Genomic DNA, 13,658 nt, shown 5'->3' with positions numbered 1-13,658 from the left:
TCTCGTAATGAATCTTTCTCTCCCTTTGTTAAAAGTTGGGCTGTCTTTTATTTAAAAATGCCTCTACGGCTTCAAAATGATTAGCTTGTTTAGATGCCTCATGCATATATTTTGCTTCTAATTGATTGAATTCATCTAATGCTGGATACTCGATGGTAGCCATCATTTCTTTTTGGTAAGCATAGGCAATATATGGCCCATGCGCTAGTTTATGCGCTAATTTTAAAGCCGACGCATAAACTGTTTGATCAGGAACGACATCATATGCTAAACCATATTCTTTGGCTAATGAGGCATTGATGGTTTCATTTAACATTAAATGACGACGTGTACGGAAACTACCAATCGCACGATACAAGCGATAAATTAATCCTGTATCTCCTGGTAAGCCCATATTTGAAAATCCAGGTATTAATCTTGAGCTTTCTCCAACGATGATAAAATCACAAGCCATCGCCAATCCAAAACCTGCACCTACTGCAAAACCTTCTACAGCAGCAATTACGGGTTTTTTATTTTTTATAATCGCTTCAATCATATAACCTGTTTCTCTAACCGTATCATAAGGAATATGCGTTTTTGTTTCAATCGCTACCTTAAACTGAGTGACATCACCCCCAGCACTGAAGTTGTCTCCAGTGCTAGTAATGATAATGACTCTAACCTCTTCGTTGTCTTCAAAAGATTTCATCGCTTCCATTATGGCGCGATAATTATCTTTTGATAAAGCATTTCCATATTTTGGACGGTTAATGGTTAAGGTGGCGATAGAATTTTCAATATTGATCAATAACTCGTGATTTTCCATTCTAATCCTCCTGTGTCACGGATACTAGTGAATATATTCAAAAATTCCGGCTGCTCCCATTCCGACACCAATACACATTGAGACAATGCCATATTTTGAATCTGGACGACGTTTCATTTCAGCTAACAAACGAGCGGTTAAAATAGCCCCTGATGCTCCTAATGGGTGTCCTAATGAAATTGCGCCTCCGTTAACATTGGTAATTTCTTGATTAATTCCTAACTCACGCATAGAAGCTAAAGCTTGAGATGCAAAAGCTTCGTTTAATTCAATTAAGTCAATATCATCTAAAGTAAGATCTGCTAATTTTAATACTTCTGGAATTGCATATGCTGGTCCAATCCCCATTAATTTAGGATCTACCCCTACAGCTTTAAATCCAACAAACTTCGCAATCGGTTTAATACCTAATTCTTTTACTTTCTTACCTGACATTAAGACTACGAATCCACATCCATCACTAATTTGTGATGAAGTCGCTGCTGTTACCGATCCATTTGCTTTAAAGATCGTCGGTAATTTCGCTAAACTTTCCATATTTGTCCCCGGACGAATGCCTTCGTCGGTTTTGTATTCTTCCTTCGTTACTACCGGACCTTCAGCGGTATAAGTCACTTTGTTAACTTGTACTGGTATAATTTCATCTGCTAAACGACCTGCTTGTTGTGCTGCTAAAGCGCGTTGGTGACTTTGGACTGCAAATGCATCTTGATCTTCACGTGAAACACCATATTTTTCAGCTACGTTTTCAGCAGTTAAGCCCATTGGTGTTCCGGCTCCGACACCTTCTCTTTGTAAAGTCGGGTTATTGGTTGGTTCATTTCCTAACATTGGCACTGCACTCATAAACTCAACGCCACCTGCTACTAACACATCAGATTGCCCAGCCATAATCGCGTTAGCTGCTGTCGCAATCGTTTGTAAACCTGATGAACAAAAACGATTGACTGTTTGACCGGCAACGGTATAAGGTAATCCTGCCCTTAACGCAATCGTACGAGCAAAGTTATTTCCTTGTACTGCTTCTGGGTAAGCACATCCTACAATCACATCTTCTATTAAGTTTGGATCGAATGGTCCTTCGATACGATCAATGACCCCTTTTAAAACTTCAGCCGCAATATCATCAGGACGGTCATTGGCAAATGCTCCGCGTTTATTTCCTTTTCCTACAGCTGAGCGGCCATAAGAGACAATGTATGCTTCTTCCATATTTTTCCCCTCCATTGTTCATCCATTAATTTCTTAACGGCTTTCTAGTTTTTAACATATGTGCAATACGTTCATATGTTTTTTGATTTTTCGCTAAACGTGTGAATTGGGCTTTTTCTGAGCTTTGTAAGTATGCTTGATTAACGAGTGTCCCTCTTGGCACCTCGCCACCTGCTAATACTTCGGTTAATGCTAACGCAATCTCCATATCGTAATCACTAATAAAATGACCTAATCTCATAGAATCTAATTGCCCTTCAACCACACCGATGAAGTCTGTTCCTAAAGCGGCAAAAGTACGTTTTGTACGTGGAACATAGCCGGCATTAGCCTCGAAGCGAACACGGTCTAAAGCCACCTCAACACGACGATCACCGTTCATAATAATGGTATCTGTTGGTTTCAAGAATAAGTTTTCTTGCGCTTCATAAGCATTCATCACTACTTTAGCTTGAGCCACATTCATCACTACTTTGGCTAAGGTTTGAATTTTGTTAGACGTTTGATCATTACCAATGGTTGCACGTTCAGCTAATTCTGCCAAACCTCCACCACCTGGAATTAAACCAACACCCACTTCTACTAAACCAATATAAGATTCAGCTGCTGCTACAACAAATGGTGACGCTAATAAAATTTCTGCTCCACCACCTAAAGCACGCCCTTGAGTTGCGGTTGCGATTGGTTTAGTTGCATAACGCATACGGTTGACAGCATTATGTAATACTGAAATAGTACCTCCGACTAATTCATCTACTTGCTCTTGTTCGATAGCTGCTTTCATCATTAACAAGTTCGCACCTAAACTAAAGTGTGGCCCATCAGAATAAATAACCATTCCTGAATAGTCTTTATTTTCTAAGGTATCAACTGCTTTAATTAAATCCTCGCATAAACCGTCGGTAATGGTATTATTCGGTGTCTTAAACTTGAACAATAATTGATCCGTGTTGACAACACTAAATCTTGAAGCCTCTCCATCCCATAGATCTTTTTCAATTTTCTCTTCAATCGACGTCGTTTGTTCTAAGCCCTCACCTGGTTGGTAAAACGGTTCAGTACGATTCGCTACCCATTCTGGTAAAGAACCATATTCTTTTGTTAAGCGTTCTTTAACACGCTCGAATCCCATTAAATCCCATAATTGGAAAGGACCTTTTTGCCAATTGAAGCCCCAAACTAAAGCACGGTCGATATCTTTATAATCATTCGCTGCTTTCGGCACATTTAATGCTGAGTAATAGAACGATGCCGCTAAGGTTTCCCATAAATATTTTCCAGCTGGATCGTCACTATTAAAGATAGTATCTAAATTATCTTTTAATTTACGACCAAATTGCGCTAAGATAGGTAATGATGGCATTTCCACCTCAGTATATTCTAATGTATCCGGTGAAATGACTAATTTTTTGCGACCTTCACGCTTGTAAAATCCTTGTTTTACTTTATTCCCTAATAAACCTTTTTCTAATAATTTTGGCATTAAATCTGGTAAACTGAAATGTTCCGTCTCACTTGGATCCATCATGATACCTTTAACTACTGAAGTTGCAATATCTAATCCAACTAAGTCTGATAAAGCATAGGTTCCCATTGGGCGTCCAATAACTTTTCCAGTTAAAGCATCTGCTTCAACAACTGATAAACCTAGTTTTTCAGCTCTGGCCATGTTGTCCGCCATTGCATGCGTACCAATACGGTTAGCGATAAAGGCCGGAACGTCATTTGCTGTTACAACTCCTTTACCTAAGCCATTAATTGCAAAGTCACTCACCACTTCCATTGTAGCGTCACTTGTTTTTGAATTAGGAATTAATTCTACTAATTTCATAAAGCGTGGTGGATTGAAGAAGTGCATTCCTAAGAAGCGCGCTCTTTCATCATCTGATAAGACTTTAGCAATCATTTCAATTGGAATTCCAGAAGTATTAGTTGCTAAAATGGCTGTATCCTTCGCTACGGCAGCGATTTTCTTCCAAATATCGTGTTTAATTTGGATATCTTCCTTTACTGCTTCAATAAATAAATCAGAATCAGAAGCTTCTTTTAAATTATCATCAAAGTTCCCATAGGATAAATTCCCTAAAAACTTCGCATCATATAACATCGGTTTTTTACGATCATTAATGCGATCATAACCCATTTTAGATAATTTATTTTTATCATTTTGATCAATTACTACGTCAAGTAATTCTACTTGAATACCGGCGTTAACGAGAAGGGCCGCAATTTGCGACCCCATCACGCCAGCACCCAAAACGGTTGCTTTTCTAATGGTCATATTATTTCCTCCTCGTCATCTTGTAGCACTTTTAGTTAAATGCTGCTTCACCTGTCATTGCTCTACCAATGATAAGTGAGTTAACTTCATGTGTTCCTTCATAAGTGAAAACTGCTTCAGCATCTGAGAAGAAGCGTGCAATATCGTAATCTGCTACGATACCATTACCGCCACAGATACCACGTCCCATTGCTACTGATTCTCTCAAGCGTAATGAGTTAATCATTTTACCAATCGACGTCACCACTTCATTGTAATCGCCTTGTTCTTGTAATTTCGCAATATGGACACATAATGACATTGCTTGTGTTAAGTTTGCTTGCATCATTGCTAATTTTTCTTGAACTAATTGATAACTTGCAATCTTGTTACCGAATTGCTCACGTTCTTTAACATATTTCAAGGTTGCTTGTAAAGCTCCTGCCATTCCACCCGTTGCCATGAACGCAACAGCTGCACGTGTTGAGAATAATACTTTAGCAATATCTTTAAAGCCATTAATGTTTTGTAGACGTTTTGATTCTTCTACTTCAACATTCGTCAACTTAATATTACAGTTAGGAACTATCTTCAATGCAATTTTATTTTCAATAACATCGATTTCAACACCTGCTTGTTCTCTTTCAACAATGAAACATTTTGGTTTACCCGTTTCTTCATCACGCGCATAAACTGGAATGACATCCGCAACAATTGCGCCACCAATCCAACGTTTTTCACCGTTTAAGATCCATTTATCCCCTTCACGACGAGCAGTAGTATCTAATCCCCACGCTACATCTGAACCATGCAATGGTTCTGTTAAAGCGAAACAAGTTCTTAATTCATGAGAAGCTAATTTCGGTAAATATTCTTTACGTTGAGCATCATCTCCACCGAATAAGAAGGAATTAAACCCTAATCCTGAGTGAACGCCTAATAAAGTAACTAAGGAAATATCAAAACGAGCTAAAGTATAAGTGAAGAAGAATTCAAATAATTGACTTGGTGCTTTCGCCCCTTCACGACCTTCAAATAATAATGGGTTTGTTTTATAACCTAATTTTCCTAAATCTTCAAAGAAGCCTTCTGGTACTGTACAATTAGTCCAATGTTTATTTAAATCTTTACGATACTTACTTTCTAAAAGTTCTACTAATTGCGCTAAAACCTTTACTTCTCCTTCAGTTAAATCAGCAGATAATTTTAAAACATCCTCAGGATATAATCTATTTAATAATTCTTGTTTAGTTGACATAATAATTTTCCTCCATATTCGTGTTATTTATTGTGATTAACAGGATCATCAATTTCTTTTGCGTATTCATTCATCATCCGTTGAATTTCTAAACGGTCAGGTTTACCAACTGAATTCAATGGGATTTCTTCTAGTACTAAGTACAGTTTTGGTACTTTATAACCTGCTAAGTTTTTCATCATAAACTCATCTAAAGCCTCTTCAAAGTTTTCATAATCGCGTGCTTCAGGGTTTAAAATAATGGCTGCTGATACTGACTCTCCATATTTCGGATTATCATATCCCACTACCAAGCCACTCTTAATTAATGGATGTTTATTAAGAATCGCTTCTACCTCAGAAGGTAAAACATTCTCGCCACCGGTTATGATTAACTCTTTCAGACGATTAACAATTGTTATTTCACCTTTTTCATTACGAGTTGCTAAATCACCCGTTCTAAAATACCCCTCGTGGAATACTTTTTCATTTTCTTCAGGTAAATTCCAATAGCCGGCAAATACATTGGCACCCGCTACTAATAATTCACCCACTTCGCCAACTCCAACTTCTTCTAATTGGTCATCGACAATTTTAATCTTGCCATTCATTAACGGTTGTCCAATGGCTGCTGAATTTTCTTTCGCAAATTCTTTCCGATTGAACGTTACTAAAGGCACTTCAGATAAACCATAAATGTTCATAATGGGTTTGCCCATTTTTTCAAAAGCTTGCGCAATTTGTGGTAATGGCGGCGCGCCACCAGAAACAATTAAATCAACACTTTCTAAAACATCTGGTGCAAAGTCAGGTGATGCAAGCATCGCATAATACATCGTTGGTATCATAATTAAAGTATTTGGACGATACTCACGAATCATACTATTTAAAGTCTGAGCATTAAAATAGCGTTCTAATATAATCGTTCCACCTAACATTAAAACAGGAATTAACATATCAACAAATCCGATAATATGGAATAACGGCACATTGATAATAACACGTAATTCCTCCGTTAAGTTAAATGATAAAATCTCGTTAAAGGCGTTATTACGATAACTTTGATGCGTATGAAGTACCCCTTTAGGTGTTCCGGTTGAACCACTTGTGTAGATTAAGAATGCTGGATCATTCAACTCAAGATCTACAGATTCAAATGGATGATGATTAGCTGGATTGACAATCTCATCATATTCCGGTAAATCAATGTTTAATTTAATATATTCTTTGGGAACATTTTCCAGACGATCCTCATGGTTAACAGCGTTTACGATGAATTTCGTTCCTGAATCTTCAACAACTTTCGCAATCTCTAATGGCTTAAGACGCCAATTTAATGGGATGAATACAGCTCCCATCTTAATACAAGCAAAGAAAAAATCGGCAATCGCAACATCATTTGGTGCAAATACCCCTACTCTATCTCCTCTTTGAACTCCTTGCTCAACAAGATAATTCGCTAAGTTCTCTGCACGGACATTCAACTCATGATAAGTCCATTCTCTTTTTTTAGCTGGCTCAATAATTGCAACTTTATCACTATGAGTCACAGCTCTCACTTTAATCCAATCGAAGTTCATACAATACCTCCTCTTTAATAAATGTAAACGCTGTTTTGTTTACGCTTTCATTATAGCAAGTCTTTGGTCATAAAAAAAATAATTAATATTCAGACTTACTATAAGTTGAGCTAATAGTGTTGTTTTTGTTCACAAGCCGATTCTCATCTGTACAGTGACTCTTCCACACAAAAGTTATTTGTTATATCAGTGTTTAATAGTTTTTTTATAACTTTATTTTTAGCTATAAATATTAATTATCACAATGCGGCATTCATAATAGATTAGTAAAACTTATAGCTAATAGTAAAAAAATGCCATCATTTCCTAAAAATAAACGCTTCTTTAAAGTATTTGAATATAATAATTAAGCTAACAGCTTCCTTTATATGATCTATGGACATCTCTTTTGAGTGCTGTAAAGATGGTGCCGACTAATTTGGAAACTTCTTCCTACTCCCAATGTCTGATACTGTTCAGGCTTTAAAATAAAAACATACGAAACGATAGTTAAACGATTATGGAGGTTGTCTATTCAATATTTATTTGGGTGATTATATTCTTATATAAATTTAGTATTTCATCAAAATACCCCCTTATTTTTTGGTACATTCCAAAAAAGTCGGTAAAAAGTCGGTAAAGTCCATAAAAAAAGGTCTACCACATCACATGGTAAACCTTTAAAACCTTGATATATCAATGTTTTTAAGCTACTAGAATTACTCTGCAGCGTTGTTGTCTTTGAAACCGTATTTTTTGTTGAAACGATCCACACGACCATCGGCTTGAGTGAATTTTTGACGTCCAGTGTAAAACGGATGAGAATCTGAAGAGATTTCAACACGGATTAATGGATAAGTATTACCGTCTTCCCATTCAACAGTTTCATTTGATGATTTAGTAGAACCTGATAAGAATTGGAAACCAGTTGAAGTATCCATAAACACTACTTTTTGATATTCTGGATGAATTCCTTGTTTCATAATTTTCTTCGTCCTTTCTGCCCTAATCTATTTGCTAAATTAGAGTTATTACTGTGCATTTTGCAACATTATTATAATACCATGACACCTTCTTGAATGCAAAGATTTTTTGATATTTTTTTACATCAAATTGCCCACTGATTATTTAGTCTTGAAATTTAGAGCTTAAATCCAATCTAATTAATATGATTAGCCGCTAGAATGTTATAATAATAAATATAGTTCATTAAAGAGGTGTTTGAATGATTGAACAAATTGCACTCACATTATTGATTGGCTTACTGGGAGGACTATTATTTAAAAAACTTAAAATTCCTGCCGCGTTCATGATTGGCAGTATGGTGGTCGTTGCCATCATCAATATAATATTCGGTAACCTTTATGTGCCCCGTAACTTAAAATTATTTGCGCAAATCTTAAGTGGCGCTTTCATTGGTCAATTGATTAACCACTCTGACTTAGAAAATCTTCCTAAAATGCGTAAACCTGTCGCTTTGCTTTTAGCTTTATTTACATTAAATATGATTTTAGTTGGATTTATCTTTCATGTTGTTTTTAAATTTGATTTAGTAACAGCGCTACTGATGTGCTTACCTGGTGGTATCATGGATGTTTCCCTTATGAGTATTGATATGGGCGCTCAAGCAGATGTCGTAGCTTCAATGCAGACTATTCGCTTAGTGGGGATGCTCCTTATCTTACCTAATTGGATTAAGTTTATTTTAAAACGACTCAATGCAACGCCAGTTCAAAATAGTGACAGTAAAATAACAGCTACCAACGTCAAAAAATCCTACCCACCCATCAAAAATGACCTCTATGTTATTTCTATCTCCCTAATCGGAGGCGTTATTGGCTATTATTCACAACTGCCGGTAGGGACATTAATCGGTGCTTTAATCGCTTCGGTATTGACCAAATTATATGGCGGTAGTCAACCTTTAAGACCGGCTCTTAGATATACCGCTCAAATATGTGCCGGTTCAATTATTGGAACGACCTTTACTCATGAGAGTATCCAAAGTATGTTTCATTTAATTATTCCCGCAATCATTTTATTGGCCTCTTATTTGACACTCAATTATTTCTATTCTATCTTTATCTATCGCCGGGGACTCATTGATTTGCAATCAGCTTTATTTTCTTCTTCTCCAGCTGGCGCAACAGATATTTCATTGATTGCCGGCGAATTGGGTGGCGATTTGGCTAAAATAGCGAGTACTCAAATTATCCGAATGCTCTATACAATTATTGTGCTACCAAATGTGGTGAAATTAATCATCTGGTTAGCATCATTATTATCATAACAAATACCCTCAAGAGGCTACTACTCCCTTTGTCCTTATCCGGATTTGGGAGGCAGTAGAATTCAGCCTTTTGAGGGTATCCTTTTAATAATTCAAACTCTAACCAAACATCGCTAACAAGACCCCCGCCACAATTGCGGAACCAATTACTCCGGCCACATTCGGTCCCATCGCATGCATCAGTAAGTAATTGGATGGATTCTCCAATTGTCCTTCTTTTTGTACCACTCGAGCAGCCATTGGCACAGCTGAGACACCGGCAGCACCAATCATCGGATTAATTTTTCCACCAGTAAATTTATACATCACTTTACCAATTAACACACCTGAAGCGGTCCCGAATGCAAAGGCAATCAATCCTAACACGATAATTAACAAGGTGTCCGGTGATAAGAAGATCTCGCTAGTAGCGGTTGCTCCAACGGTTGTTCCTAATAAAATCGTTACAATATACATCATTGAGTTTTGTAATGCATCGGTTAATAACGGTACTATTTTAGTTTCACGTAATAAATTTCCTAACATTAACATCCCTACTAAAGTCGTTGCACTAGGTACTAATAAACTAACCAAAATAGTCACAACAATCGGAAAGATAATTTTTTCTGCTTGAGAAACTTTTCGTTGTTCTTCCATCACAACATTCCGTTCTTCTTTAGTCGTTAATGCTCGAATAATAGGTGGCTGAATAACAGGTACCAACGCCATATAAGAATAAGCCGCTACCGCAATCGCTGGTAATAAATGTGGTGCCAAACGCGTTGTGGTAAAGATTGCTGTCGGCCCATCCGCTCCTCCGATAATGCCAATGGAAGCCGCTTCTTGAGGCGTCATCCCAAATAATAAGGCGAGGAAAAAGGCAGCAAAAATACCAAATTGTGCAGCGCCTCCTAATAGGATCGTCATTGGATTCGCTATTAACGGACCAAAATCCGTTGCGACACCTAAACATAAAAATATTAAGGGTGGATAAATCCCTAACTTAGTGCCTTGATATAAATAGTATAATAACCCTCCCGGATCGATGCCATTACTTGGGTCCATAATGCCTGAAATAGGTAAATTACTAAGTAACATTCCAAAGGCAATAGGAATCATTAAGTACGGTTCATATTGCTTTCTAATCCCCAGATAAAGCAACACACAAGCTATCACTATCATAATAAAATTCTTACCAGAAAGAGCAGCAAATCCGGAGTTAGCAATTAATTCACTGATAATTTCTAACATATCATCCCTCCTACATTACTGCTAATTCTTGTTTCGTTTCAACTTGTTGCGATTCTGTCACTAAAATTGATTTGATTACGCCATCTTGAGTAGCTTTTATTTCATTTTCCATCTTCATTGCTTCTAGGATAAATAAATTATCGCCTGCTTTGACACTTTGGCCTTCTTTAACCAATATTTTCATAATCACACCACTCATCGGCGCGCTGACAACAACCCCTTCTTGATTGTTCGTCGTAGAAGCAACAGGTGTATCATTGGTTTTAACAGCTGATGTTTGAGGCGTTACTTCGATTGTTTCATCGGCTTTTAATTCTCGTAAACTCACTTCAAACACTTCATCATTAACCACTACTTCATATCTTTTCATGAAATTCATCCTTTCTGGATTGTTTATTTTTCTTTTAAAGAGGCATCCTCATTCATAACGATTGCTATTTTTTTATTACCGATACTACTTCAAAACGCTTATCTGGTTCATCTTCGCTCGCATGGGCTAATGCCGTTAACACCGCTACTCTTGCTAATTTATCTTCTTCAAATAAGGTCTTTTTTGACAATGTATTTGAACTTTCTGATGGATAGAGTTGCAATGGGGTGCTTTCATTTGTTCCTTCTGTTTGTCGTAACACTGCTTGTACTTGCTCGTATTTTTCTACTAATTTACTCACATACTGTATACAAAACATGATTAAAATAAGTGTAAAGGCCACCATTAATATGGCAGAAAAAGTTAAATTTATTCCATCAATGATTGTAAATTCCATCGGCTTCATCCTTTCTAAATATACGCTGTGACTTTCACCACTGATTCTTCAGGTTGATTACGCTTCATTAAAAAGTTTTTCCCAACCTCTGGAAACAGAGCATAAATTAAGACATCTTCTTCACTTTTAGCTAAGTCACCTATCTCTAACGTTAGCTTTTCAAATTCAGCTTCTAAATCATCGGCTGGTCGATAATCAATGACTTTTTCATCACCCATGATACTACGGCGAAACGTTTCATCGATTGCCACCGGGGACTTACCGTATTTGCCTACTAGATAACTGCGAACTTCATTTGAAACCATCTTATATCGTTCACCTGTAGCGATATTCATCGTAGCTTGCGTTCCTACCATTTGACTAAGCGGGGTCACTAATGGAGGATAGCCTAAGTCTTGGCGCACTCGAGGAACTTCCGCTAACACCTCATCATACTTTTCAGCCAAACCTGCTTGTTTCAATTGAGAACTTAAGTTAGACAACATCCCACCTGGTACTTGATAAATTAAAGCACGTGGATCAGAGGTCAACATTTTAGGATTGATTAAGTCTTCAGCTAAATATTTATCCCGCATTTTTCTAAAGTGGTCAGCAATTAAATCTAATTTCTCATGATTAATCGTTGTTTGATAGCCTAATTCTTCTAATGCAATCACTAGTGATTCTGTTGCTGGCTGACTAGTCCCTTCGCTTAATGGTGAAATGGCGGTATCGATTCGATCAGCACCGGCTTCTACCACTTTTAAAAGCGTCATTTGAGAAACACCACTGGTCGCGTGCGTATGGACAATTACCGGTATCGCCACTACCTCTTTGATGGATTTAATTAACGAATAGCCACGTTGAGGCGTCAGAATGCCGGCCATATCCTTAATGCACAGTGAATCAGCGCCCATGGCCTCAATTTCTTTTGCTAGTCCAACATAATACTCATCGGTATGAACAGGACTTGTTGTAAATGCAATGGCGACTTGCGCTTCCTTTCCAGCCCTTTTGACTGCTTCAACCGATTGTTTGGTGTTGCGCATATCATTTAAGGCATCAAAAATTCTAAAAATTTCAATCCCATTTACTGCGGCTTTCTCGACAAATTTATCGACCACATCATCCGCATAATGACGATAACCTAATAAATTTTGCCCGCGCAACAGCATTTGCAACGGCGTATTAGGAGCTAATGCTTTGATATTTCTTAAACGTTCCCAAGGGTCTTCATTTAAGAAGCGAATACATGCGTCAAAGGTCGCGCCGCCCCAACATTCTAATGAAGCATATCCAGCTTGATCGATTACCGGCAAAATGTCTTTCATGTCTTCAAAAGGCATACGGGTCGCCAATAAGCTTTGATGCGCATCTCTTAGAACGGTTTCAGTGATGCCAACTAAATGCTTTTCCGTCATAATATTACCACTCTCCTTTTTATACTTTAATATTATTATACCAAATAATAAATCCGCTTTCATTATTGTATTGTGTATATTGAGGCGTTCTTTTAATTTTTTAATATCGTTTTAAATAATCGTACTAACCAATGTATTTCACTATTAAAATGCTTCTCTTTTTTTAATCTCATAATCAATTCAAAGGTACTCTATACGTTTAATTGACATAGAGGTTAAGTCTAGTGGTAATAAGTCAAGAGAAAATTTAATGATTTTCGCTTCGTCTGTTCACCCCCGCACAGTTGGGAGTAGACCAGAAGTAGAAAATTGAATAATTTTCGCTTCGTAGGCCTACCCCCGCACAGTTGAGTAGGCATCAAACAAGTCGTTAAGACGCAGTTTGAGACCACTCAACCACTGCGCTTTTATTGAATAAGCACTAATTTAACTGAATTTTTCAAATTTATGTTCAACCTCGTTAAGACGCAGTTTGAGACCACTCAACCACTGCGCTTTTAATGAATAAGCACTAATTTGACTGAATTTTTCAAATTTATGTTCAATCTCATTAAGATGCAGTTTGAGGCCACTCAACCACTGCGCTTAGAATTATCACCGATGCCTGAACAGAATTTAAAAAATTTTTACCTAACCTCTCCTCTTTTAATAAAAAAGAGCCTGATTCGAAATGTCATTGACGCGCCCCCATACAGTTAGTTTTTAACTCTAACGTTCGAGGGTCACATCACATCATCTCTTTTCAGACCTCTTTTTTCTGTAGCAATACAGTGGGGTATTGAGTTAACACTGCATTCTAAAGAATCTTTTCAGTTGTCAAAGCATTGTAATGGTAGATAAGAAAGCAAAATAATCAAATGTTATCCTGGCCGCCATTCCTTTAAGCTATTTACAT

The 13,658-nt window shown here is 37.2% G+C and carries 12 protein-coding genes; 1 reads left to right on the top strand and 11 read right to left on the bottom strand.

From position 1 onward, the window contains the following. Positions 1–28: 28 nt before the first annotated feature. The 6 genes from LB888_RS05930 to LB888_RS05905 all read right to left on the bottom strand — a co-directional run bounded on the left by LB888_RS05930 (position 29) and on the right by LB888_RS05905 (position 8,059). Positions 29–808: an enoyl-CoA hydratase/isomerase family protein gene (locus LB888_RS05930; protein WP_318753930.1), complete on the bottom strand. Its 780-nt coding sequence runs from the start codon at positions 806–808 to the stop codon at positions 29–31. A 24-nt stretch (positions 809–832) separates the two neighbouring features. Next, positions 833–2,020, bottom strand: coding sequence for a thiolase family protein (locus LB888_RS05925; RefSeq protein ID WP_078755238.1), 1,188 nt, complete (start codon positions 2,018–2,020; stop codon positions 833–835). A 25-nt stretch (positions 2,021–2,045) separates the two neighbouring features. Continuing rightward, complete coding sequence (locus LB888_RS05920; RefSeq protein WP_318753929.1) at positions 2,046–4,301, bottom strand: 3-hydroxyacyl-CoA dehydrogenase/enoyl-CoA hydratase family protein; 2,256 nt, start codon at positions 4,299–4,301, stop codon at positions 2,046–2,048. A 31-nt stretch (positions 4,302–4,332) separates the two neighbouring features. After that, on the bottom strand, positions 4,333–5,538 hold the full coding sequence (locus tag LB888_RS05915) for an acyl-CoA dehydrogenase family protein (RefSeq protein WP_078755236.1): 1,206 nt from the start codon (positions 5,536–5,538) through the stop codon (positions 4,333–4,335). A gap of 23 nt (positions 5,539–5,561) precedes the next feature. After that, positions 5,562–7,097 carry a class I adenylate-forming enzyme family protein gene (locus LB888_RS05910; RefSeq protein WP_318753928.1) on the bottom strand — a complete coding sequence of 512 codons (1,536 nt, stop codon included), beginning with the start codon at positions 7,095–7,097 and terminating at the stop codon, positions 5,562–5,564. A 698-nt stretch (positions 7,098–7,795) separates the two neighbouring features. Continuing rightward, positions 7,796–8,059, bottom strand: coding sequence for a type B 50S ribosomal protein L31 (locus LB888_RS05905; protein WP_078755234.1), 264 nt, complete (start codon positions 8,057–8,059; stop codon positions 7,796–7,798). Between the two features lie 242 nt (positions 8,060–8,301). Here LB888_RS05905 and LB888_RS05900 point away from each other — a divergent pair, with 242 nt between their 5' ends. Further along, entirely contained in the window at positions 8,302–9,366 is a 1,065-nt protein-coding gene (locus LB888_RS05900) for an AbrB family transcriptional regulator (protein WP_318753927.1), read from the top strand. 99 nt (positions 9,367–9,465) lie between these two features. On the opposite strand, the gene LB888_RS05895 is transcribed toward LB888_RS05900, so the two are convergent. The 5 genes from LB888_RS05895 to LB888_RS05875 all read right to left on the bottom strand — a co-directional run bounded on the left by LB888_RS05895 (position 9,466) and on the right by LB888_RS05875 (position 13,339). Beyond that, positions 9,466–10,596 carry a sodium ion-translocating decarboxylase subunit beta gene (locus LB888_RS05895; RefSeq protein WP_318753926.1) on the bottom strand — a complete coding sequence of 377 codons (1,131 nt, stop codon included), beginning with the start codon at positions 10,594–10,596 and terminating at the stop codon, positions 9,466–9,468. 10 nt (positions 10,597–10,606) lie between these two features. Continuing rightward, on the bottom strand, positions 10,607–10,966 hold the full coding sequence (locus LB888_RS05890) for a biotin/lipoyl-containing protein (protein ID WP_276648388.1): 360 nt from the start codon (positions 10,964–10,966) through the stop codon (positions 10,607–10,609). Positions 10,967–11,030: 64 nt separating this feature from the next. Next, a complete protein-coding gene (locus LB888_RS05885) occupies positions 11,031–11,363 on the bottom strand; it encodes a hypothetical protein (RefSeq protein WP_318753925.1) in 333 nt (110 codons plus the stop codon). A 14-nt stretch (positions 11,364–11,377) separates the two neighbouring features. Then, a complete protein-coding gene (locus LB888_RS05880) occupies positions 11,378–12,763 on the bottom strand; it encodes an oxaloacetate decarboxylase subunit alpha (protein ID WP_318753924.1) in 1,386 nt (461 codons plus the stop codon). 426 nt (positions 12,764–13,189) lie between these two features. Further along, the gene (locus tag LB888_RS05875) at positions 13,190–13,339 is read right to left on the bottom strand and encodes a hypothetical protein (RefSeq protein WP_318753923.1); all 150 of its coding nucleotides are present in this window, start codon (positions 13,337–13,339) and stop codon (positions 13,190–13,192) included. Positions 13,340–13,658 lie beyond the last annotated feature (319 nt).

The sequence above is a fragment of the Globicatella sp. PHS-GS-PNBC-21-1553 genome (assembly GCF_033564055.1).
GTDB classification, from domain to species: Bacteria; Bacillota; Bacilli; order Lactobacillales; family Aerococcaceae; genus Globicatella; species Globicatella sulfidifaciens.
This window is presented reverse-complemented; position numbering and strand designations above follow the sequence as displayed.